This window comes from Methylobacterium sp. J-076, assembly GCF_022829405.1.
Classification (GTDB): domain Bacteria; phylum Pseudomonadota; class Alphaproteobacteria; order Rhizobiales; family Beijerinckiaceae; genus Methylobacterium.
In genome coordinates this window covers 89086-110152 of the sequence record NZ_JAKSXW010000090.1, presented here as the reverse complement: position 1 = coordinate 110152, position 21067 = coordinate 89086, and the positions used below count along the sequence as shown (strand labels likewise).

Sequence of the window (21067 nt, the reverse complement as noted above, 5' to 3'; positions counted from 1 at the left end):
TCCGGCCCCGTCGGGGGTGTTCAGCCGTGCGGCTTGAACACGACCTTGGTGCAGTTGTCCTTCTTGTCCCGGAACATGTCGTACAGCGCCGGGCCATCCTCCAGGTTGGTGGAGCGGTGGCTGATGATGAAGGACGGGTCGATGTCGCCGTTCTGGATGCGCTCCATCAGCGGCTTCATGTATCGGACCATGTGGGTCTGGCCGGTCTTCAGGGTCAGGCCCTTGTTCATCAGGACGCCGAGGGCGACGGGACCGACCGGCCCCGCGAAGACGCCCGGCATCGAGACGTTTCCGCCCGGACGGCAGGCCAGGATTGCCTGGTTTAGGGCGAAGGGACGCTCCAGGCTGACGGTGTGCTCCATGATGGCGGAGGACACCTTCTGGAGGGTGGTGTCGGCCCCGTGCGACTCCATGCCGACCGCCTCGATGACCGAATCCGGACCCAGGCCATGGGTCATCTCCATCAGTGTGTTTTGGACGTTCTCGGTCGACAGGTCGATGGTCTCGGCGCCGGCCTCGCGGGCCAGGGCGAGGCGCTCCGGCACGCTGTCGATGGCGATGACGCGCTTTGCGCCCAGCATCAGGCAGCACTTCACCGCGAGTACGCCGACCGGGCCGCAGCCCCAGATGGCGACGGTGTCCTCCGGGCCGATGTCGCAGTGCTCGGCGGCCTGATAGGCCGTCGGGAAGATGTCGCTGAGGAACAGAACCTGCTCGTCACTGAGACCCTCGGGGACCACGATGGGGCCGACGTCGGCGTAGGGCACCCGCAGGTACTCGGCCTGGCCGCCGGCGAACCCCCCGGTGATGTGCGAGAAGCCGAACAGGCCGGCCAGGGGGTAGCCGTAGGTCTCGGCCTGGAGCTTGCCGTTCGGGTTGGTGCGCTCGCAGCAACTCCAGTTGCCCCACTTGCACTGCCGGCACTCGCCGCAGCAGATGGTGAAGGGCACCACGATGCGGTCGCCGACCTTGAGCTTCCGGTTGTCGCGCCCGACCTCGATGACCTCGCCCATCGTCTCGTGCCCAAGGACGTCGCCGCACTCCATCGTCGGCATGAACCCGCCCATGAGGTGGAGGTCGGATCCGCAGATCGCGCAGGCAGTCACCTTGATGATGACGTCACGGCCATGTTCGATCTTCGGGTCGGGAACGGTCTCGCAGGAGATCTTGCCCCTGCTTTGCCAAGTCAGCGCCTTCATGCGTGTCATTTTCTCCAGTGGCGCCGAACCACTGGATGGAAGAGCCTTCCACCGGTCGACGCCAGTCCAGGATCAATCGCTTCGGAAGCGCGGATGATCCTCCGCCACCGGAATTAGGTTGCCTCGAACGGGGAGTGATGCCGCAGCAAGTAGGCCGGCGTGGAGGCTTTGCTCGGTCCACGCCCTGTCACCCACCAGCCACCACTACGACGAGTAGCAGTGGGGCGATGATGTTGGTGATCTTGATCGCCGAGTTCACGGCGAGTTCGGCGTTGCCATAAGCAAGGTAGCTTGACCGACCGGAGAGGTGCCGTTTGCGTCTAACCGAACGCTCGAAGCCGGGGGGTCGAGGTCCGGTTACCTACCGCATAAACTCCGAAGCAGCCATTCCGCTTACGGCCAAATCCAGCCCCGCCGGCATGGTTCTCTGAATGACCGGGGTGGGTGGTTTGTGGTTAGTCCGCTCGTGGTCGTAAACGGGTTGAAGCGGACACCGCGAATGTCCGGCTGAGGAGCATCCCATGCCGATCGAGCAAGTTACGATCCGGACGCGCGACGGCGACTGCCCTTCACACGTTGTGACCCCCGCAAGCGGCGGACCATGGACTGCGGTGATCTTCTACATGGACGCAGGTGGCATCAGGCCGGCGATGCTCGACATGGCTCAGCAGCTCGCTGACGCTGGCTACATCGTCCTGCTCCCGGATCTCTTCTACCGCTACGGACCCTACGGGCCATTCGTGCCGAAGGAAGTGTTCGCGGGTGACTTCCGCGCAGTCCTCGGGCCGCTGATGGCCACAACGAGCCCTTTAAAGGCCGCTGAAGATGCAGAGGCCATGCTGGCTTACCTCGACACGCGTGACGACGTCGAAGGCCGGAAGATCGGGGTGGTGGGCTTCTGCATGGGCGGCGGCATGGCCTTGGCCACAGCGGGAACCTATCCCGAGCGGTTCGCCGCGGCTGCAAGCTTTCACGGGGGCAATCTTGCGACCGATGCGCCGACGAGCCCCCACCTGTTCGCTGCCAAACTAAGGGCGGAAGTTTACATCGGCGCGGCGGAGAACGATGGCAGCTATCCGCCTGCAATGGCTGAGCGACTGGAGGGGGCACTGACGGAGGCTGGCGTGCGGTTCACAACGCGGACGTATCCGGCCGCGCATGGCTGGATGATGCCGGACTTCCCTGTCTACGACCCTGCTGCGGCCGAACAGGGTTGGAGCGCAATGCTTGCGCTCTTCGGCCGGTCCCTGCACGTCGGAGAGCGATGACGTGGGCGCTGATCCCACGTCCGTTTACGGGCAGGCCGTAGAGTACCCTTGACGGCGAGGTTGGGTCGGAAGCGGGAGGGCCGTTTCCCTACGAACGACCCAGATGCGATCACGATGAGCTGCAGGCACGACGCCATCTTTTCAGTCGGTGGAGTGCTTCGGCCTCAGCATCGACCAAGGTCGACTCTCGGGATTCATGAATGTGGACGATAGGGTCGTTCGTTGGACTAAGTTCCTCCCGGACAACCCATAGGCGAGTTTGGGGGGAAGCGCATTCGAGCCGTTGACACAATGGCATAGGCGGTCGTGCCCAAGCATCGGTGGGACATCGGGCTCGCCCTGCACAGGCTAAACGGTACCGCTCAAGCGCGGTGCCGTGACTGTTCTACGATTGCGCAAACCTGCCGAAGTGCCCGTTCTCAATCTCATCAACTCGCACCTGGCACGGGCGAGCCGCGAAGATCTGTAAATGGCACGTGTCAGTGTGCGACGTCTGAGGCCTGAGCCGCGACCAGGATGCGCCGGGCTTTGTAGACGAAGGGATAATCGATGAACTGGCCGTCGACGCGGATCGCCGCCGAGCCCGTACGTTCCGCCTCCTCGAAGGCCGCGACAACCTTCGTCGCCCATGTGATCTGATCGGCGGACGGCGAGAAGGCGGCGTGCACTACGGCGACCTGATCCGGGTGGATGCAGAGCTTGCCCTGGAAGCCTAGGGCCCGCGCCCTGGCAGCCGAGCGTGCGAAGCCGTCCGTGTCCGGCAGGTTGACCCAGACCGTATCGATCGGCGGCTCGAGGCCCGCCGCCCGCGAGGCCAGCACCATGGCGGCGCGGTAGGGAGCGAATTCGGCCTCGTCGGGCGACCATGCGATGTCCAGGTCGAGGGTGAAGTCGCCCGCCCCGAAGGCGAGGCGGTGCACCCGGGTGCCGGCCTCGGCGATGGCGCGGACATTGGCGAGCCCGAGGCCGGTCTCGATGATCGGGAGGAGGTCGAGGGCCCCGGGCTCAAGGCCCTGCTCACGCTCGATCTGCTCCACGAGCCAGACCGCGGTGCGCAACTCGTCGGCCCGCTCGATCTTCGGGATCACGAGCCCGTCGACGCCGGCCCGCACCGTCGCGACGATGTCGCCGTAGCCGTACTCCGTGGAGAGAGGGTTCACCCGGACATAGCCCCGGGCCTTCCGCGGCCGCTGGAGCGCCTCCACCACGACGGCCCGGGTGGCGATCTTCTCCGCAGCGGGACAGGCATCCTCGAGATCGAGGATGACGGCGTCGGCGCCTAGGGAGAGCGCCTTCTCCGTGCGCCTCGCATGGTTGCCGGGGGCGAACAGGAACGAGCGGTAGAGGGACATGCCGGGAGTCCTTGATGGTTAGTCTGTCAGCCCCGGCCCGCACCGAGCCGGGCCACGCGCCTGTCGACGGCCAGGAGCAGCGCGCCCGCCCCGGTCGCGACAGTGACGAGGAACAGGGCGAGGGCGATCAGCAGACGGACGTCGTTCGTCTCCATGGCCCGGATCACCATGTGTCCGAGACCTCGTTGCGAGGCGAACATCTCGCCGATCAGCGTGCCGAGGAGGGTCAGGGAGAAGCCGATCCGCAGGCCGGAGACGATGCCGGGCAGGCAGGCGGGCAGAATGATGTGGCGGGCGGTCGCCAAGGGGCCGAGCCGGAGCGAACGCGCGGTCCGGAAATAGACCGGCCGCACGCCCCGGACCGCGGCCATGGTGAACAGGGCGACCGGCACGATCCCGTGGATGGCGCCGAAGGCGACCCGCGCGGGCATGCCGAGGCCGAAGAACAGCAGGATCACCGGGTAAAGGGTGATCTTCGGGATCGAGTAGAGCGCCGTCAGGATAGGTTCCGCGACCTCGCCGGTCAGGCGGTGGGCACCCAGCATCATGCCGATCGCCAGTCCGCTCGCCCAGGCGATGGCCAGCGCCAGCGAGAAGGCCCTGGTCGTCTCCCAGACACTCGCCCGGAACTCGGGATCCGCGAAGAGCCCGCCGAGATAGCCGATCGTCTCGACGGGGCCGGTGAGGACCTGCGGGCCGACCCAGCGCGCGGCCAGTGCCCAGAGCGCGGCGGAGGCGCCCACGAGGACGACGGTATCCAGAGGCCCGGCGATGCGACCGGTCTTGAGAGGCTTGGCCGCGGGCATCACGGGGAACCTCCTCAGCGGGTCAGGCGCGCGTGGAGCCGCTTCTCGTGCGACCACAGCAGCATGTTCACGGTGACGACCGCGCAGATCAGAATCAGCATCAGGCCGTACATCGTGGCCGTCTCGAAGCTCTGGTAGGCGAAGGCGATCCGGTAGCCGAGACCGGAGCCCGAGAGGATGAACTCCCCCGCAACGACGCCGATGAAGGCGTAGACGATCGTGAGCTTGACGCCTGTGAAGAGGTAGGGCGCGGCGGCCGGCAGGATGACGTGGCGCAGCGTCTCCATGCGCGTCAAGCGCAGGCTTGCCGCCGTGCGCAGCAGGATCGGGCGCACGCTCAGGAAGCCGTCGACGGAGGCGATGGCCATCGCCACGAACGCGAACACGAAGGCTACCGCCACGAGGGGCCAACGGTTCAGCCCGAACAGCACGATGAACAGAGGATAGAAGATGAAGGACGGCACTGCGTAGTAGCTCGCCAGGAACGGGTCGGCGGCCCGCTTGAGCCGGGGCAGCCGGTAGAGCAGCACGCCCAGCGCGAAGCCTGCGACGACGGAGAGGAGGGCCGCGCCCGCCACCGTCGCGAAGGTGACGAGGATGTCGCGGGTGTACTCGCCGGAGGTGAGGATGCGCAGCGCGGAGGTGGCCATCTCGCTCGGAGGCGAGAGACTGAACCGGTCGATGGCGCCCAGGCGGCAGGCCGCCTCCAGGGCGCCGAGCGCGGCGGCGATGATGCCAGTGCGAAGGAGCCCGGCCCGGGTCACGGCGCGGCCCGCATCGCCTTGAGGGATTCCTCACGCAATTGCCGCCAGATCCGCGCGGTGATCGCGCCGAAGCCAGGATCTGCGGCGAGGCGGCTGTCGCGATCGCGGGCCCAGCCGGTCTCGATCACGTCGATGAACCGGCCGGGCCGGGCGGACATCACGCCGATCCGGTCGGAGAGCAACGCCGCCTCGTCGAGAGAATGCGTGATGAGGAGGATCGTGGCGCCGGTCTCGCGCCACAGGCGAAGCAACTCGTCGCCCATGAGGAGCTTCGTCTGCTGATCGAGGGCGCCGAAGGGCTCATCGAGAAGGATCAGACGGGGGCGCATTACCAGGGTGCGGGCGATGCAGACCCGCTGGCGCATTCCGCCGGAGAGTTGCGCTGGGAAGGCGCTCGCGAAGTCCGACAGGCCGATGAGGGCGAGCGCCTCTTCCACGCGCGGGCGCAGTTGGGCCTCGGGCGTCTTCAGCCGGCGCAGCCCGAAGGCGGCGTTGTCGAACACGCTGAGCCAGGGGAAGCTCGAATCCTCCTGGAACACGACCCCGACCCCATCCGGGACCGTGTCCGCGACCGGCTTTCCCTCGAAGGTGACGCTGCCCGCGCTAGCCGGGGAGAGCCCGGCTAGGATGTCGAGGAGGGTGGACTTGCCGCAACCCGAAGGCCCGACCACGGAGAAGAACTCGCCCGGCGCGAGGTCGAGATCCAGGGGGCCCAGCGCCTGAAGCGGCGGCCGTCCGTTGGCGCCGGGGAAGATCCGCGTCAGGCCGCGAACGGCCACGTGCGCCGCCTGCGCCGTCACGGGCTCGCCGAGGGGGATCTGCGCATGCAGGCCCATCGCCGCCTCACTTGCGCTTCAGGTCGTCGGGCAGGGCGACCTCCGAGACGACCTTCGCCCAGTCGATCGGCTTGTCGTCGACCGCCCCGACGCTCTGCAATGTCCGCAGGGAGGTCTCGAGGCCCTCGTAATCGATGTCGCCCCGGCTCCAGTAGTTCACGCCCTTCACGGTCAGGACGTTCTGGACCGCCTCGCGAAAGTTCTCAGGCTCCATCCGGAACTCCTTCGCCGCGATAGCGGCTGCGGCGTTCGGATCGGCGTAAATGGCATCGACCCCGCGGCGGCGGGCCTCGATGATTGCTCGGACAAGGTCAGGGTGCTTTTCGAGGAAGTCGGTGCGCACGATGCCGACCGTCTGCGAAATCTTCGGAATGAAATCGGCAGAGTTGAACAGCAGGCGGTAATTGCCCTTCTCCCGGCTCCAGATCGGCTCCTGGGTCCAGGCCACGTCGACCCCCTTCTCCCGCAGGGCGGTGAGGCTCGGGCCCACACCGCCGACCGCGCGCTTGTCGACCTTCACCCCCGTCACTCGGATGATCTCGGAGAGCACCGTGTCGGTCCCTCCCTTGGGTGAGGAGTAGCCGACGGCGAGGCCGTTGAGGTCTTCGGGGCGCTTGACCCGGTCGTCATCCTTCCGGGCGATCCAGAGGATGTCGCCCACCGTGTTCACGGCGGAATTGACGATCCGGATCGGCAGGCCCTGCTTGATCGCGGCGATGGCCGCCGAGGTCGCGACTTCACCGTAGGGAAGGTCAGAGGCCAGCGCATTGCGCACACTGGTGCCGCCGCCCTGAGAGGTGAGGAAGCCTGGTGTCTCTATGCCGGCGGCCTTGAAGGCATCCTTCGCCTTCGCGACCGCGTAGGGCACGCCGTACATCGACACGCCGTAATGGGTCACGGTGATCTCGGCCGCGGGGGCGGCACGGGCGGCAAGGCCCGTGCCGAGCGCGAGCGTAACGGCAGCCATACGGCGCCAGCCTGCGAGCATCGCTTCCTCCCATGTCCGGCCGACGATTCGGGGCCGTGCCGCGTCCGCGCGGCTGTGCGGCGGGTCTGATGCCTACCGTCGGCAAGAAACCTGACACGCCCTCTGTTTGCATGCAATAGGCGATCAAATCACCGATTTTGACACTCGGACCAGCTTGTCATAGCCGCCTGATAATGAGATTGCATACAACCTGACCGATGCGGCCGATACGAGCCGCGCGGCGGAGGGAACGCGGAGCGGCGATGGACAAGCTCATCATCGAGGTGCGCGCCAACGAGTACATGCCCCGGGACGTGAACCCGAATGTGCCGTTCACGCCCGCGGAACTCGCCCGCGACGCCGCCGCGGTCGAGGCGGCCGGCGCCTCGATGATCCATTTCCATGCCCGGGACGACGACGGCGCCCCCGCCCATGCCTACGAGCGTTACCGGGACTCGATCCGAGCGATCCGCGAGGCGAGCCGGCTCATCGTCCACCCGACACTCGGCCAGATCACGATCAAGGGCGACGAGGCCCGGGTGGCGCACATCCCGCGCCTCGTCGCCGACGGGCTGAAGCCGGAATTCGGCTCAGTCGATCTCGGCAGCACCAACATCGACATCTACGATTACGAGACGAAGAGCTTTACCTCGCAGGATAAGGCCTACGTCAACTCGACCCGCACGCTGACCTTCCTGCTGAAAGCCTTCCAGGAAGTCGGAGTCCGCCCGGTGATCGCCTGCTGGAGCGTGCCGTTCGTGCGCACCATCGACGCGTTCGTCGATATGGGCCTGCTGCCGGAGCCGGTCTTCGCCCTGCTGATTCACAGCGGCGGCGGACAATTCGGTGCCCACCCGCCGACGCCCGCAGGGCTGCGGGCCTATCTCGACTGCCTCCCGCCGCGAAACATCGTCTGGTCGGTCTCGGCCAAGCCCGGCAACCTGTTCGCCACTGCGGCGCAGGCAATCCAGCTCGGCGGCCATGTCTCGATCGGCATCGGCGACCACACCTATGCCGAACTCGGCACCCCGACGAACGCAGAGCTGGTCACGCGGATCGTGGAAATCGCCCGCGCCTGCGGCCGGGCGGTCGCCACCCCGGACGAGGCCCGGCGCATCCTCGGGCTCGACCCGCGCTGAACCCATTTACGAACAGGTTTTGAGGACAGGATATGAGCGAGGCTAAGGTCACCACGTCCCGCGACGGCGCTCTGACCGGTCTGAAGGTGCTCGACATCGGCACCTTCATCGCCGCGCCCTTCGCCGCGACCTTGATGGCCGAGCACGGGGCCGACGTGCTGAAGGTCGAGTTGCCGAATGTCGGCGATCATGCCCGCCGCCTCGGCACCCCGAGCGAGGCCGGCGACACCTTCGTGTGGCTGAGCGAGGCTCGCAACAAGCGTTCCGTCACCCTCGATCTGCGCAAGCCCGAGGGCGTCGACCTGTTCAAGCGCCTCGTCGCCCAGGCCGACGTGGTTTGCGAGAACTTCCAGGCCGGCACACTGGAGAAGTGGGGGATCGGCTGGGACGAGCTGAGGGCGGTGAACCCGAAAATCGTCCTGCTGCGCATTTCCGGCTACGGGCAGAACGGTCCCTATGCCAACCGCCCCTGCTTCGGCCGCATCGCCAATGCCTTCGGGGGGATCTCCTTCCTCTCGGGCGAGGCCGACCGGCCGCCGGCCCAGCCGGGTTCAGCCACCCTCTCGGATTACATGGCCGGGCTGTTCGGTGCCTACGCGGTGCAGCTGGCGCTGCGCGCCCGCGACCGGGACGGCAAAGGCCAAGTGATCGACGTCGCCCTCTACGACGGCATCTTCCGCATCCTCGACGAGGTCGCCCCCGCCTACCAGAAGGGCGGCTACGTCCGCCGCCGGGACGGGGCCGAGACGCCCATCGTCGTGCCTCACAGCCACTTCCCGACCAGCGACGACCGCTGGATCGCCATCGCCTGCACCAACGACCGCATCTTCGGTCGCCTCGCCACGCTGATGGAGCGGCCCGACCTCGTGGAGGACCCGCGCTACGCCACCAACGCGGCGCGTCTGAAGAGCCGGGGCGCGGTCAACGGCATGATCGCTGACTGGACCTCGACCATGACCCGCGACGAGGCGCTGTCGCGCTGCTCCGAGGCCGAGGTGCCCTGCGGCCCGGTCTACGGCATCGACGAGATCTTCGAGGACCCGCACTACGCTGCCCGCGGCAACATCCTGCGGGTCGAGGATCCCCGCATCGGGGAAATCGCGATCCCGAACGTCGTTCCGACCCTGACCGGCACGCCCGGCGCGGTGCGCTGGCTCGGGCCGACGCTTGGTGAGCACACCGAGACGGCCTACGGCGAGTGGCTCGGTCTGACGCCTGAACAGGTCGCCGACCTGCGCAGCCGCGGCGTCGTCTAGGTGCGGGCCCGATGACCCAGCCCATCGCACAGGCGCTAAGCGCGCGGCTGCGCGACATGATCCTCGCGGGGGAATTCCAAGCGGGCCAGCACCTGCGCGAGGTGCAGCTCGCCCAGCTGTTCGGCGCCTCGCGCACTCCCGTCCGGCTGGCGCTGGCCGCCAACGAGAAGGACGGGCTCCTCGAATACAGCCCCAACCGCGGCTACGTGGTGCGGCCCTTCGCCGGGGAGGACATCGCCGCCGCCTTCGAGATGCGGGCGCAGATCGAAGGTCTCGCTGCCCGCAAGGCCGCCGAGCGCGGGCTCTCTCCGGAGGCCGCCCGCCGCATCGCCGAGACGATCGACACGGATGCCCGGGTCCTCTCCGGCGACGCCCCCCTCGACGACGGGGCCAGGGAGGCGTGGCGGGCCAACAACGCCGTGTTCCACAAAACGATCATCGAGGCCGCCGACAACCGGTTCATCGGTCCGGCGCTCCAGACCGTGCAGCGGATCCCCGGCGTCTACCCGCCGGTCCTCGCCTCCTACGACCCGGTGTTGCTGCGCAAGTACAACGGCCACCATCGGCGCATCGGCGAGTGCATCCTCGCCCGGCAGGGCACGCGGGCCGAGTTCCTGATGCGCGAGCACGTCTTCGAGGCCGGCGAGGACATCCTCACCTCCCTCCATCCGGCGCACGGACCGGCCCAGGACTTGGCGGGGGCCGCCGAATGAACCGGGCCCTGCGCTCACTCCCCGTGGAAGGTCGTGAATTCCGCGACCGGGGCGCGCTCGGAGCGCAGGGCGTTGGCGGGCTCGTCCGGGTCCCGGTGGCCGAGCGCCATGCCGCAGACCACCATCTCGTCCCCGCCGACGCCGAGTTCCCGGCGCACGATGCCCGGATAGCTCGCGATGGCCGCTTGGGGACAAGTGTCGAGGCCCGCAGCCCGCGCAGCGATCATCAGGGTCTGCAGGAACATGCCGTAATCGATCCAGCTGCCCTGCTCCAGGTCCCGGTCGATGGTGAAGACGAGACCCACGGGCGCACCGAAGAAGCTGTAGTTGCGTCCGCGCTGCCGCAGCGACGCCTCCCGGTCGCCTCGGGCGACGCCGGTCAGTTCGTAAAGCTGCCAGCCGACCCGGCGGCGGCGGTCGAGGTAGGGGGCGCGCCACGTCAACGGGTAGTACTCGTATTCCCGCGCCTCCGGCTCCCCCGCGAAATGGGCGGCCGACAAAGCGATGGTCAGGCGGGCGAGGGCCGCGCCTGTCACGACATGGGCCTTCCACGGCTGAATGTTGCTGCCGCTCGGGGCCCTCGCGGCCAGTGCCAGCAGCCGCTCGACAATGCCCCGGTCGACCGGGCGGTCGAGGAAGCCGCGTACGCTCATACGTCCCTCGATCGCCCGGACCACGACCTCGAAGCCGGCCGTCTCGCCCTGCGCCGCGCTGGTCCCGCCCATCCGCATCCTCCCAAAATCAGCGCCGGCAATGAGGAGGCGCTTGAATGATTTAAAAGACTATCATACGGTTAATTTCGTAGATAAATCAAGTAAATATTGTGTATTCCTTAAATATAACGGGAGCACGTAGAGGAAGCGCATGAGCGAGATCAAAGCCGCCGGGGGCAATCCCGACGTCGTAAAGCCGCTCGCCGGCTTCAAGATCCTGGACATCTCGAATTTCCTCGCGGCACCCATGTGCTCGATGTTCCTCGCCGATTTCGGGGCAGATGTCCTGAAAGTCGAGCGCCCCGAGCACGGCGACGAGGTCCGGCACTGGGGCGAGAACCGGGACGGGGTCGGGCTGTATTACAAGGTCCTGAACCGGGGGAAGCGCTCGATCACCCTCGACCTGCGCACGCCCTTCGGCGCCGAGACGGTCAAGCGCCTCGTGCGCGACGCCGACGTGATCGTCGAGAACTACCGCACCGGCACCCTAGAGAAGTGGGGGCTCGGCTACGACGTGCTCAGCGCGATCAACCCGCGCCTCGTCATGGTCCGCGTTACCGGCTGGGGCCAGACGGGGCCACACAGCCCGCGGCCGGGCTTCGGGACGCTTGCCGAGGCCTATGCCGGGTTCGTGGCGATCAACGGCGAACCGGACCGGCCGCCACTCCTACCGGGCTTCGGGCTCGCCGATTCCACCACCGGCCTGATGGCCGCCTTCCTTACCGTCACCGCCCTGCACGAGGCCAAGCGCAGCGGGCGAGGCCAAGTGATCGATCTTGCGATCTACGAAACCCTGCTGACACTGCTCGGCCCGCAGGTCGTGAACTACGACCAGCTCGGCCTCGTGCAGCAGCGCTCGGGCTCGCGGCTGCCTTTCACAGCGCCGCGCAACACCTACCGTACCAAGGACGGGCAGTACGTCGCCATTGCGGGCAGTGCACAGTCGACCTTCGTGCGCATCTGCGCGGCGCTCGGCGTACCGGCCCTCGTGGAGGATTCTCGCTTCGCGACCAACCGCGCCCGGCTCGTGAACGCGGCCGTCCTCGACGAGCATCTCCAGGCGGCGATCGAACGCTTCGACCGGGACGATCTGCTGTCCACCTTCATCGAGATCGGCGCCACGGCCGCCCCGGTGAACACGGTGGCCGACATCGTGGACGACCCGCACGTCCAGGCGCGTGAGAACATCGTTTCCCTCGACGATCCCGAACTCGGAGGCCAGCTGCGGATGCAGAACGTGGTCGGCAAGTTCTCGCGCACGCCGGGCGAGATCGCGGCGCCTGGCCCACGGCTCGGCGAGCACAACCGCGCGGTGCTGGTCGGCCAGCTCGGCTACACGGAAGCGGAGCTTGCCGAGGCGGGGATCGCCCTCGACGGGCCCGCCCCGGCGGCGGAGGCGGCGCAGTGAACGTCCCCGTCCTCGAACTCCTCGTGGGCGGGATCCTGCTCGGGGGGCTCTATGCCCTGATGGCGGGCGGCCTGAACCTGATCTTCGGGGTGATGCGCGTCATCAACTTCGCCCATGGCGAATTTCTGGCGATCGGGGCGCTGGTGACGGTCTCCCTCGTGGCGGGGGCGCAGATGCCCTACTGGGCCGCCCTGCTGATCGTGCCGGCCGGAGCCGCGCTGGCGGGTCTCGTCCTGCAGAAGGTGGTGATCCGGCGTCTGGTGGATGCGCCTCTGATCATGTCCCTGCTCGCCACTTATGCCGTCTCGACGGTGCTTGTGAACGTCGCGATCCTGATCTGGGGCGGCGGGTATCGGGGCCTGCCGGGCATCCTGGCCGGTTCGGTGCGGGTGGCGGGGGTCGACGTGTCCCAGTCCCGTCTCGTGGCCTTCGCGGTGGCGGTGGGCACGAGCCTCGGCGTGTGGATCTTCCTTCGGGCCACGCGCACAGGCCGGGCGATCCGCTCCGTCGCGCAGGCGCCGGAACTCGCCATCATCTCCGGCATCTCGGTCGAGCGGGTCCGAAACATCACCTTCGCGCTGGGCTCGGCCATGGCAGGGCTCGCCGGCGTGCTGATGGCCCCGACCTTCGCCTCGGACGCGCAGCTCGGCTCGCGCTTCCTGATCAAAGCCTTCGCGGTGATCATCGTGGGCGGCATGGGCAGCTATCCCGGCGCGATCGCGGCGGCCATGCTGCTCGGCATCCTCGAAGTATTCGGCGGCTATGCCATCGGGCAGGTGATCGGCTCGGCGATGCTCTACCTCGTCATGCTCGCTGTCCTCCTCATCCGGCCCCGCGGCCTGTTCGGCGCGCAGGTGCGCGTATGAAGACGCTCGCCCTCCTCCTGGCGCTCGTCGCGCTTCTGGCCGTCCTGCCCTTCGTCGGCAGCGACTACGCTCTGTCCTTCACCATCCAGCTCCTGATGTTCACGTCGCTCGCCTACTCGTGGAACATCATCGGCGGCTACGCAGGCTACACCCATTTCGGTCAGGTCGCCTTCTTCGGGCTCGGCGCCTATGTCGGCGCCCTGCTCGTGGGCGCGGGCTGGCACTGGCTGGCGGCGGCGGCCGCCGCAAGCCTCGCCGCCATCGCCCTCGCACTGGCGCTCGGCAGCGCGATGCTGCGGCTCAAGGGCTCGTTCTTCGCCATCGGCATGTACGGATTGGCACGCGTCGGAGAGAATTTCGCTCTCGGCTTCGACGGTATCACCCAGGGCGGCACCGGCCTCTACCTCACGCCCACGGACCTGACGCCGATCTATGCCGTCCTGGCGGCCATCGCCCTGGCGCTCATCGCCTTCACCCACCGGCTCGACAATGCCCGATTCGGCCTGCAACTCCTCGCCATCCGCGAGGATGAGACGGCGGCCGAGGCGCTCGGCGTGCGTACGACGCGGCTCAAGATCACGGCCTTCATGATCTCCGCCGCCGCCCCCGGCGCGGTGGGAGCGCTGTACGCCAGCTATCTCGCGTTCATCGATCCCGCGACCGCTTTCGCGCCGATGACCGAACTGACCACCATCGCGATGGTGCTGCTCGGCGGGCTCGGCACCGTGCTTGGGCCGCTTGTCGGTGCGGTGGTGCTGTCCGTCGTCAACGAACTGCTGTGGTCGCGCTTCCCTGAACTCTACCTCGGGCTCGTCGGCATCATCATCCTCGGCGCGGTGCTGTTCATGCCCCGCGGTATCGTCAACGCCTTCGCCAAAAGGCGCTGGCGCTGGGTCTCAGCGCCCCGCGCCGGCCTGCGCCGGCTGGCGGATGCCGCCCGCCCCGTCCCGGCGGCCTCCCCCGCCCGGACCCCGGCAGAGTGAGGCCGCCCGCGATGAGCACCCTGACGCTGGCCGCCCCGCGGAGCACCGCCCCCGGCCTCCGGGACGACATCCTCGTCGTCGAGGGCGTGTCGAAACGCTTCGGCGGCCGAATCGCCCTCGATGCGGCGAGTCTCGAAGTCCGGCGCGGCTCGATCACCGGGGTGATCGGCCCCAACGGCTCGGGCAAGTCGACCCTGTTCAACATCGTGGCGGGTGCGCTTCCGCCGGATGGTGGCCGGGTGCGCATCAACGGCCGCGACACGACCCGGCACGGGCCGGCACAGGTCTGCCGTGAGGGGGTCGGGCGGACCTTCCAGATCAGCCGGCTCTTCTCCGAGATGACGGTGCTGGAGAACCTCGTCGCCATCGCCCACGGCAAGAGCGACGTGGAGGCGGTCGAGCGGGCGAGGGAGCTTCTCGACTTCCTTGAGATCGCCGGCCTGCGCGACAAGTGGGGCTCCGAGCTGAGTTACGGCCAGCGCAAGCTCGTGGAGATCGCCCGGGCGCTGATGCTCGAACCGACCCTGATGCTCCTCGACGAGCCCTTCGCCGGCATCAATCCGCGCCTGCAGAACCGGATCGTCGAGCATCTGGACGCCCTGCGCCGCAATGGCCTGACCCTGTTCTTCATCGACCACGAGATGCGCATCGTCCTGGAGGTCTGCGACGAACTCTATGTGCTCGCCGAGGGGCGGGTGATCGCGCGCGGTGCGCCGGAGGCCGTGCGGGCCGATCCGGCCGTCGCCGAAGCGTATTTCTGAGGTGGCGCCCATGCGGATCCCCGACCGCGTCCTTGTTTCCGAAGTGGCACCGCGCGACGGTCTCCAGAGCCTTGGGCGGTGGATCGGAACCGAGGCCAAGGTGGCGATGGTCGACCGCCTGAGCGAGGCGGGTTTTCCGGTGATCGAGGTGACGGGCTTCGTCCATCCCCGCGTCATTCCAGCGCTGCGGGATGCCGAGGAGGTCTGTGCCCGCATCCGCCGTCGGCCCGGCACCATCTACCGCGCCCTCGTCCCGAACGCCCGAGGTGCCGAGCGTGCGCGGGGGGCAGGGCTCGATGAACTCCTCGGCCTCATCACGGTGAGCGAGACCTACCTGCGCAAGAACCAGAACATGACGCAGGACGAGGCCGTCTCCGAGGCGGCTTCCGCCTTCCGCATCGCCGATGCGGCGGGGCTCGGCTTCGTCATGGCGGTGGGTGTCGCCCTATGGTGCACCTACGAAGGGGCGATCCCCGACGACCGGACGGTGGCGCTGGTCGGGCGCCTCCGCAACGCCGGCATCCGCCGCTTCTACATCGCGGGCTCCGCCGGCCTGGAGGATCCCCGGCAGGTCGGCCGCGTCTTCGGCCGGCTCACCGACGCCCATCCCGACTGCACCTTCGGCTACCACGTCCACGACCTCGCCGGGATGGCGTCGGCGAACATCCTGGCGGCGCTGGATGCCGGCGCCGCCTTCATCGAAAGCGCGGTCTGCGGACTGGGCGGCGGCATCGCCATGCCGGGGCAACTCGGGTCGGTGGGCAACATCCCGACCGAGGACCTCGTTGCGATGCTCGACGCCATGGGTGTCGCGACAGGCCTCGATCCGAAAGCCGTGCAGGCCGCCGCCCGCGACGTGGCCCGCATCCTCGACATCGCACCCCGAAGCCGCGCGGCCGCCGGCCTGACGCGCTGGGATATCCTGAACGAGCCCAAGGCCGTCTGAAGCGGTCGAAGACGAGAGGGGAGGAACACCATGGTGACACCCACGCGCCGGAGCGCGACCGCCGGCCTGATTGGACTCGCGGCAACCGGATGGACGGCACGCGCCCGGGCGGCTGAGCCCCTGCGGATGGGCTTCGCGGTCTCCCAGAGCGGGAATCTCGCGGATTCAGGCGAGTTGTTCAAACGCGGCGTCGACCTCTGGAAGGAGAGCATCAACGCGAGGGGCGGCCTGCTCGGGCGACCGGTGGAGATTGTGGTCTACGACGACCGCAGCGACCCTGCGACCGCCGCCCGACTCTATGAGCGGCTGATCACCGGCGACAAGGTCGAGCTTCTGCTCTCGCCGTGGGGCTCGGCCTCCTGCGCCACCGCGAGCGCAGTGGCGGAGAAGCACAAGCGCGTTTTCCTCAACGCGGGCGGCGCCTCGGAATCGATCCACCTGCGCGGATTCAAGTACGTATTCCAGTCGGCGCCGGCCATCGGCGCCTACGTCTCCGGCGTGGCGCCGATGGCGACCCGGCACGGCTTCAAAACCATCGCCGTCGTTTCCCGGGACTACCCGGCCGCTCGCGACATGAGCAAGGCGCTGGAGAAGATCGCGGCGGAGAACGGCCTAAAGATAGATTCCGTCGAGTACTTCCCCGCCGGGACTACCGATTACTCGTCCAACATCGCCCGTGTCCGTCAAGCGAATTCCGACATCTGGATCGGCATCGGCTATCCCAACGAGGCGATCGAGATGGTCCGCCAGTTCCGGGCGGTGAACTACCTGCCCAAGATGTTCATCCACAACGGCCCGGCGCAGGACGACTTCGTCGCCGCCACCGGAAAGGATGGCGAGTACGTGATCGCCATCTCGCTCTACGAGCCGGTGCTCAAGACCGAGGGCAATGCCGAGTTCGTCGCCGCCCACAAGGCCAAGTACAAGTCGGAGCCCGGCTACTACGCGGCCTTCTCGTATCAAGGTGCTACGGTGCTCGAACGGGCGGTGACCAAGACCGGCAGCTTCGACCAGGACAAGATCCGCGAAACCCTGACGACCTTCGAGACCGACGGCGTCATGGGACACCACAAGGTCGATCCGAAGACCTACGTGCAGATCGGGCTGAAGGGGCTCCTCGACCAGATCCGCGGGGGTAAGCGCGAGATCGTTTGGCCGGACGATCTCAAGACCGCCGACGCAGTGCTGCCCATGCCCGGCTGGGACAAGCGATGAGCACCGCCTCGCCCCTCGAACTGGAGGCGCTCACTACGGGCTACGGCGACGTGGCGGTGGTGCGCGAGGTCTCGATGCGCTTCCCCACGGGGCTGATGAGCGCGATCATCGGCTCCAACGGGGCCGGCAAGTCGACGGTCATCAAGGCGGCAGCGGGGCTGCTGCCGGTCTGGTCGGGGACAGTCCGCGTCGATGGAACCGACGTGACCCGTGAGGCGGCCCACCTGCGCCTGGGACGGGGCCTCGCCTACGTCCCGCAGGGGCGGATCGTCATCCCGGAGATGAGCGTGCGGGACAACCTCGAACTCGGGGCACACATCCTGGGAGGCGACCGGACGCGCATCGCCCACGCGATCGAGCGCCTCGTCGCCCTGTTCCCGATCCTCGGGAACCGGCTGCGCCAGCAGGCCGGCACCATGTCCGGTGGCGAGCAGCAGATGCTCGCCATCGCCCGTGCGCTGATCACCGAGCCGCGCCTGATCATTCTGGACGAGCCCTCCCTCGGCCTCTCCCCGAAGCTCGTGGACGTCGTGTTCGACAAGCTCGCGGAGGTGTGCGCGAGCGGCCTCACCGTCATCATGGTCGAGCAAAAGGCGTCCCGCGCCCTGGCCATCGCCCACCGGGGCTACGTCATGCACGGGGGCCGGGTCGCCTACGAGGGCGAAGCGGGTTCGCTGCTCGCCAACGAGAACGTCAAGCGCCTGTTCCTCGGGGAGGTGCCGGAGGACCTGGAGCGCACGATCGACGCCGTCGCCTGAATCGGATCGCCATGCCTCAATCTTCGAACCCCGTCCGCCTGCAGCGCTCGGAACTCGCGGTCCCCGCGACGTCGGAGAAATTCTTCGCGAAAGCTGCTGCCGGCTCGGCCGACGCGGTGTTTCTCGATTTGGAAGACGCCGTCGCCCCTGAGCGTAAGGACGCGGCGCGGGCCGCCGCGATCCTCGCTCTCGACGAGTTCGACTGGGGTGACAAGACACTTGCGGTGCGGATCAATGGGCTCGACACCCCCTGGGCACACCGCGACATCATCGACGTGGTGTCCGCTTGTCCCCGCCTCGACTTGATCCTCCTGCCCAAGGCCGAATCCGCCTTCGACGTACGCTTCGTGGATCAACTCCTGACCGGCCTGGAGCGGGAGCATGCCAGGCCGAAGCGCGTCGGAATCGAGGTGCTGATCGAGACCGCCAAGGGCGTGGCCCATGTCGAGGAGATCGCCGCCGCCTCCGGCCGGCTGGAAGCCTTGATCTTCGGGGTCGGCGACTACTCCATCGAGATGCGCACGTTCGACACCGCCTTCGGTCAGCCGAACCCCGGCTACGCGATGCGCACCCAGGGGGAGGGACCGCCTCAGCGACACTGGAACGACCAGTGGCACTTCGCCCTCGCTCGTATCGCCAACGCCGCCCGCGCCTACGGCCTGCGTCCGATCGACGGCCCCTACGCCAACTTCGCGGACGAGGAGGGCTACCGGAATTCCTGCGAGCGTGCCGCAGCGCTCGGCTTCGAGGGCAAGTGGGCGATCCATCCCTCTCAGGTGGCGATCGCCAACGCGGTGTTCTCGCCCTCGCCCGAACTGGTGGCCGCCGCCGAGGGCATCGAGGAGGCCCTGAACCGCTCCGTTGCGGCGGGCGCGGGCGCGGTGGGACACGGGGGCCTGCTGGTCGACATGGCCCATGCCAAGCTCGCCGCGATCCTCCTCGGCCGGCATCGGGCCATCCGCGAGCGCGACGGGCGGCGGGGCACCCGATGACCGGCATCGATCCCATCCCCGCCATCCGTGAGGAGGACGCGCAGGGAGAGACCGCGACCATGTTCGCGGATCTGCGAGCCAGCCTCGGCGTCCCATTCGTGAACCTGATCTGGCGAAACCTCGCCACGATCCCCGGCGGTCTCGCCTGGACCTGGACCCTGGTGAAGCCGCTCTACGCGTCGCAGGACCTCGCGGCGGTGGCCGCCGACCTGCGTGGGATGGTCCGCCTGCCCGACCTCGAGCCGGTACCTGGACACGCCTGGGACGCCGCGGGACTCGAGGCAGAGGCCCGCACCGCGATCCTGCGCTTGGTCGCCAACTACAATCACGCCAACAGTCTGAACTTCCTGGCGATGCTGGTGGCGCGCTCCGTCCTGCGGGGCGAGGGCGAGGGACAGGACGTCCCGGCCTCAGCTGCCGTACCGGCGGCGCCCGCTCCGCCGGAACCGACGCCGAGGCTTCTCGCCATGAGCGAGCTATCGCCGCCTGTCCTGCGTCTAGTGCAGGATCTCGACGGCTTCGGCCGCCTCGGCAACAACGAGGCTATCGCCAGCCTCTATCGCCACCTCGCCCACTGGCCCCCCTATCTCGCGATGGCACGGACGGCGCTCCTGCCCCTTCACCGGTCGGGCTTCCTGGCCGCTGAGCAAAGGCGTCTGATCGAGGCCGGGCAGCGCCACGCCGCGGGCCTCGTCCGGCACGCTGCCCGGGTGCCATCCCTGGAGACGGAGGCCACCGGGCGGGCCCTGCCGGTGATCGAGGCGTTCACTCGGCTGATGATCGGGCGCATGATCGTCATGGGGACAGCCCTGCAGACGCTCGTCGCCGCTCAGCCGGCTGGCCAGCCGCCAGCCCGGGAGGATCGACCGAACGGAACATGAGGCGCGACGCCCGGGCCACGCCTCATGTAGAACCGGATCAGTTCGTCCCCTTCTTGTCCTCGGACGTGGCGACGATCGTGCCGCCGCGCACCTCGCCCATCACCGCCACGGAGGTGTCCTTGAATGCCTCGTGGTCGGCGGCGGAGAACGGCTTATCGTAGGTCATGATGAGGCCGTCGACCTTGGTGTTCAGATTCTCCAGCGCGTGCTGGATCTTCGGTCCGGCCGTGCTGCCGGCCTGGGTGATCGCAGCGGCCAGGATGTAGACCGTATCGTAACCCTGGGCCGCCCAGACCGGACCGGGAATCCGGGTGCCCCCCGAGATCTTGGCGAAACCGTCGATAAAGGCCTTCTTTTTCTCATCCGGGTTGGAGAGGATGATCGTCTGGGGCATCCGCGCGCCCTCGCCGTTGGCACCGGCATTCTCGATGAAGTTCGGCATCGATAGGGTCCAGGAGCCGACGATTGGCACCTTCCATCCGAGTTTGGCCATGCCGTTGGCGATCTGCGCCAGTTCCGGCCCGACGCCGTAGGTGAGAATGACGTCTGCGCCGGCCGACTTTGACCGCAGCAGTTGGGCGGTCATGTCGACGTCCTTGACGTTGAACTTCTCCACCGCGACGGGCTTGATGTCCTTCTTATTCAGGCCGTTGACGAGATCATCGCGCCCGAGTTGTCCATAGTTGGTCGAATCTGCGAGGATCGCCGGTTTCTCGAACTTACGGCGGATGATCTCATTGACGATCATGTCGACCTGGATCCGGTCTCGCAGCGACACGCGGAAGATGTAGCTCGCATCCGTATTCGGCGGTGCGAACTGTTCGGTGAGGCTCGATCCCGAGGGGCCGGGGGTAATCAGGGGGATCTGGGCCTCTTGATAGAAGCGGGCGCTCGCCAGCGCGACGCCGGTGTTGATGATCCCGACATTGGCGACGACCTTTTCCTTGCTGATCAGCTCTTGGGCGACCTGCGCCCCGACCTCGTTCTTGGCCTCGTCGTCACGCTCGACCAGTTCGAGGGGCCGGCCGAGAACGCCGCCTTTGGCGTTGATCTGGGAGACCGCGAGGCGCGCGCCATCGCGCATCGAGACACCCATCGGCCCCGACCCCCCTGTGAAAGGCCCCGACATACCGATGCGGATTGGCTCAGCGGCCTGGACGGCGAGGGGAAGCGGTGCGGCCAGCAGGGCGAGGCCGAGGGCAAGGGTGTGACGGCGGTCGAGATGGCATGGCATGAAAAGTTCC

At 67.8% G+C, this 21067-nt stretch carries 21 protein-coding genes; 13 read left to right on the top strand and 8 right to left on the bottom strand.

What is annotated here, in order from left to right; genetic code table 11:
• Positions 1 to 20: 20 nt before the first annotated feature.
• Complete coding sequence (locus MKK53_RS08130; RefSeq protein WP_243928192.1) at positions 21 to 1199, bottom strand: zinc-dependent alcohol dehydrogenase; 1179 nt, start codon at positions 1197 to 1199, stop codon at positions 21 to 23.
• Between the two features lie 521 nt (positions 1200 to 1720).
• Here MKK53_RS08130 and MKK53_RS08125 point away from each other — a divergent pair.
• Positions 1721 to 2467 carry a dienelactone hydrolase family protein gene (locus tag MKK53_RS08125; RefSeq protein WP_243928191.1) on the top strand — a complete coding sequence of 249 codons (747 nt, stop codon included), beginning with the start codon at positions 1721 to 1723 and terminating at the stop codon, positions 2465 to 2467.
• Between the two features lie 479 nt (positions 2468 to 2946).
• On the opposite strand, the gene MKK53_RS08120 is transcribed toward MKK53_RS08125, so the two are convergent.
• The 5 genes from MKK53_RS08120 to MKK53_RS08100 are packed head-to-tail and all read right to left on the bottom strand — an operon-like array spanning position 2947 to position 7213.
• On the bottom strand, positions 2947 to 3819 hold the full coding sequence (locus MKK53_RS08120; RefSeq protein ID WP_243928190.1) for an HpcH/HpaI aldolase/citrate lyase family protein: 873 nt from the start codon (positions 3817 to 3819) through the stop codon (positions 2947 to 2949).
• Between the two features lie 26 nt (positions 3820 to 3845).
• Positions 3846 to 4625 carry an ABC transporter permease gene (locus MKK53_RS08115; RefSeq protein ID WP_243928189.1) on the bottom strand — a complete coding sequence of 260 codons (780 nt, stop codon included), beginning with the start codon at positions 4623 to 4625 and terminating at the stop codon, positions 3846 to 3848.
• A gap of 14 nt (positions 4626 to 4639) precedes the next feature.
• Complete coding sequence (locus MKK53_RS08110; RefSeq protein WP_243928188.1) at positions 4640 to 5389, bottom strand: ABC transporter permease; 750 nt, start codon at positions 5387 to 5389, stop codon at positions 4640 to 4642.
• The gene (locus tag MKK53_RS08105; protein WP_243928187.1) at positions 5386 to 6225 is read right to left on the bottom strand and encodes an ABC transporter ATP-binding protein; all 840 of its coding nucleotides are present in this window, start codon (positions 6223 to 6225) and stop codon (positions 5386 to 5388) included. Before MKK53_RS08105 ends, MKK53_RS08110 begins: the two co-directional genes overlap by 4 nt.
• Before the next feature lie 7 nt (positions 6226 to 6232).
• Positions 6233 to 7213 carry an ABC transporter substrate-binding protein gene (locus MKK53_RS08100; protein ID WP_243928186.1) on the bottom strand — a complete coding sequence of 327 codons (981 nt, stop codon included), beginning with the start codon at positions 7211 to 7213 and terminating at the stop codon, positions 6233 to 6235.
• 242 nt (positions 7214 to 7455) lie between these two features.
• Here MKK53_RS08100 and MKK53_RS08095 point away from each other — a divergent pair, with 242 nt between their 5' ends.
• The 3 genes from MKK53_RS08095 to MKK53_RS08085 are packed head-to-tail and all read left to right on the top strand — an operon-like array spanning position 7456 to position 10300.
• Positions 7456 to 8331, top strand: coding sequence for a 3-keto-5-aminohexanoate cleavage protein (locus tag MKK53_RS08095; RefSeq protein WP_243928185.1), 876 nt, complete (start codon positions 7456 to 7458; stop codon positions 8329 to 8331).
• A 32-nt stretch (positions 8332 to 8363) separates the two neighbouring features.
• Positions 8364 to 9587, top strand: a complete 1224-nt coding sequence (locus tag MKK53_RS08090) for a CaiB/BaiF CoA transferase family protein (protein ID WP_243928184.1) — start codon at positions 8364 to 8366, stop codon at positions 9585 to 9587.
• Between the two features lie 11 nt (positions 9588 to 9598).
• Positions 9599 to 10300, top strand: a complete 702-nt coding sequence (locus MKK53_RS08085; RefSeq protein ID WP_243928183.1) for a GntR family transcriptional regulator — start codon at positions 9599 to 9601, stop codon at positions 10298 to 10300.
• Between the two features lie 14 nt (positions 10301 to 10314).
• On the opposite strand, the gene MKK53_RS08080 is transcribed toward MKK53_RS08085, so the two are convergent.
• Positions 10315 to 11025, bottom strand: coding sequence for a nitroreductase (locus MKK53_RS08080; protein WP_243928182.1), 711 nt, complete (start codon positions 11023 to 11025; stop codon positions 10315 to 10317).
• A gap of 139 nt (positions 11026 to 11164) precedes the next feature.
• Between MKK53_RS08080 and MKK53_RS08075 the strand changes: the two genes are divergently transcribed.
• Genes MKK53_RS08075 through MKK53_RS08035 form a run of 9 tightly spaced genes read left to right on the top strand, consistent with a single transcriptional unit; the run spans position 11165 to position 19823 of the window.
• Positions 11165 to 12421: a CaiB/BaiF CoA transferase family protein gene (locus MKK53_RS08075; RefSeq protein ID WP_243928181.1), complete on the top strand. Its 1257-nt coding sequence runs from the start codon at positions 11165 to 11167 to the stop codon at positions 12419 to 12421.
• Entirely contained in the window at positions 12418 to 13287 is an 870-nt protein-coding gene (locus tag MKK53_RS08070; RefSeq protein WP_243928180.1) for a branched-chain amino acid ABC transporter permease, read from the top strand. Before MKK53_RS08075 ends, MKK53_RS08070 begins: the two co-directional genes overlap by 4 nt.
• Complete coding sequence (locus MKK53_RS08065) at positions 13284 to 14270, top strand: branched-chain amino acid ABC transporter permease (protein ID WP_243928179.1); 987 nt, start codon at positions 13284 to 13286, stop codon at positions 14268 to 14270. Before MKK53_RS08070 ends, MKK53_RS08065 begins: the two co-directional genes overlap by 4 nt.
• An 11-nt stretch (positions 14271 to 14281) precedes the next feature.
• On the top strand, positions 14282 to 15031 hold the full coding sequence (locus MKK53_RS08060; RefSeq protein WP_243928178.1) for an ABC transporter ATP-binding protein: 750 nt from the start codon (positions 14282 to 14284) through the stop codon (positions 15029 to 15031).
• 10 nt (positions 15032 to 15041) lie between these two features.
• Positions 15042 to 15977 carry a hydroxymethylglutaryl-CoA lyase gene (locus tag MKK53_RS08055; protein WP_243928177.1) on the top strand — a complete coding sequence of 312 codons (936 nt, stop codon included), beginning with the start codon at positions 15042 to 15044 and terminating at the stop codon, positions 15975 to 15977.
• Between the two features lie 30 nt (positions 15978 to 16007).
• On the top strand, positions 16008 to 17192 hold the full coding sequence (locus MKK53_RS08050) for an amino acid ABC transporter substrate-binding protein (protein ID WP_313901535.1): 1185 nt from the start codon (positions 16008 to 16010) through the stop codon (positions 17190 to 17192).
• The gene (locus MKK53_RS08045) at positions 17189 to 17950 is read left to right on the top strand and encodes an ABC transporter ATP-binding protein (protein WP_243928175.1); all 762 of its coding nucleotides are present in this window, start codon (positions 17189 to 17191) and stop codon (positions 17948 to 17950) included. Before MKK53_RS08050 ends, MKK53_RS08045 begins: the two co-directional genes overlap by 4 nt.
• Before the next feature lie 11 nt (positions 17951 to 17961).
• A complete protein-coding gene (locus tag MKK53_RS08040) occupies positions 17962 to 18942 on the top strand; it encodes an HpcH/HpaI aldolase/citrate lyase family protein (RefSeq protein ID WP_243928174.1) in 981 nt (326 codons plus the stop codon).
• Positions 18939 to 19823 carry a hypothetical protein gene (locus MKK53_RS08035; protein ID WP_243928173.1) on the top strand — a complete coding sequence of 295 codons (885 nt, stop codon included), beginning with the start codon at positions 18939 to 18941 and terminating at the stop codon, positions 19821 to 19823. The genes MKK53_RS08040 and MKK53_RS08035 overlap by 4 nt, the downstream gene beginning before the upstream one ends.
• Positions 19824 to 19860: 37 nt before the next feature.
• Here the strand turns inward: MKK53_RS08035 and MKK53_RS08030 are convergent, their stop codons facing one another.
• Positions 19861 to 21057, bottom strand: coding sequence for an ABC transporter substrate-binding protein (locus tag MKK53_RS08030; RefSeq protein ID WP_243928172.1), 1197 nt, complete (start codon positions 21055 to 21057; stop codon positions 19861 to 19863).
• Positions 21058 to 21067 lie beyond the last annotated feature (10 nt).

Bases quoted from the DNA above. Each gene is read 5' to 3' on its own strand.
- MKK53_RS08030 (WP_243928172.1), bottom strand. From the start codon at position 21,057: ATGCCATGCCATCTCGACCGCCGTCACACCCTTGCCCTCGGCCTCGCC.
- MKK53_RS08055 (WP_243928177.1), top strand. From the start codon at position 15,042: ATGCGGATCCCCGACCGCGTCCTTGTTTCCGAAGTGGCACCGCGCGAC.
- MKK53_RS08065 (WP_243928179.1), top strand. From the start codon at position 13,284: ATGAAGACGCTCGCCCTCCTCCTGGCGCTCGTCGCGCTTCTGGCCGTC.
- MKK53_RS08080 (WP_243928182.1), bottom strand. From the start codon at position 11,025: ATGGGCGGGACCAGCGCGGCGCAGGGCGAGACGGCCGGCTTCGAGGTC.
- MKK53_RS08085 (WP_243928183.1), top strand. From the start codon at position 9,599: ATGACCCAGCCCATCGCACAGGCGCTAAGCGCGCGGCTGCGCGACATG.
- MKK53_RS08050 (WP_313901535.1), top strand. From the start codon at position 16,008: ATGGTGACACCCACGCGCCGGAGCGCGACCGCCGGCCTGATTGGACTC.
- MKK53_RS08060 (WP_243928178.1), top strand. From the start codon at position 14,282: ATGAGCACCCTGACGCTGGCCGCCCCGCGGAGCACCGCCCCCGGCCTC.
- MKK53_RS08115 (WP_243928189.1), bottom strand. From the start codon at position 4,625: ATGCCCGCGGCCAAGCCTCTCAAGACCGGTCGCATCGCCGGGCCTCTG.
- MKK53_RS08040 (WP_243928174.1), top strand. From the start codon at position 17,962: ATGCCTCAATCTTCGAACCCCGTCCGCCTGCAGCGCTCGGAACTCGCG.
- MKK53_RS08075 (WP_243928181.1), top strand. From the start codon at position 11,165: ATGAGCGAGATCAAAGCCGCCGGGGGCAATCCCGACGTCGTAAAGCCG.
- MKK53_RS08120 (WP_243928190.1), bottom strand. From the start codon at position 3,819: ATGTCCCTCTACCGCTCGTTCCTGTTCGCCCCCGGCAACCATGCGAGG.
- MKK53_RS08095 (WP_243928185.1), top strand. From the start codon at position 7,456: ATGGACAAGCTCATCATCGAGGTGCGCGCCAACGAGTACATGCCCCGG.
- MKK53_RS08090 (WP_243928184.1), top strand. From the start codon at position 8,364: ATGAGCGAGGCTAAGGTCACCACGTCCCGCGACGGCGCTCTGACCGGT.
- MKK53_RS08125 (WP_243928191.1), top strand. From the start codon at position 1,721: ATGCCGATCGAGCAAGTTACGATCCGGACGCGCGACGGCGACTGCCCT.
- MKK53_RS08045 (WP_243928175.1), top strand. From the start codon at position 17,189: ATGAGCACCGCCTCGCCCCTCGAACTGGAGGCGCTCACTACGGGCTAC.
- MKK53_RS08035 (WP_243928173.1), top strand. From the start codon at position 18,939: ATGACCGGCATCGATCCCATCCCCGCCATCCGTGAGGAGGACGCGCAG.
- MKK53_RS08105 (WP_243928187.1), bottom strand. From the start codon at position 6,225: ATGGGCCTGCATGCGCAGATCCCCCTCGGCGAGCCCGTGACGGCGCAG.
- MKK53_RS08100 (WP_243928186.1), bottom strand. From the start codon at position 7,213: ATGCTCGCAGGCTGGCGCCGTATGGCTGCCGTTACGCTCGCGCTCGGC.
- MKK53_RS08130 (WP_243928192.1), bottom strand. From the start codon at position 1,199: ATGAAGGCGCTGACTTGGCAAAGCAGGGGCAAGATCTCCTGCGAGACC.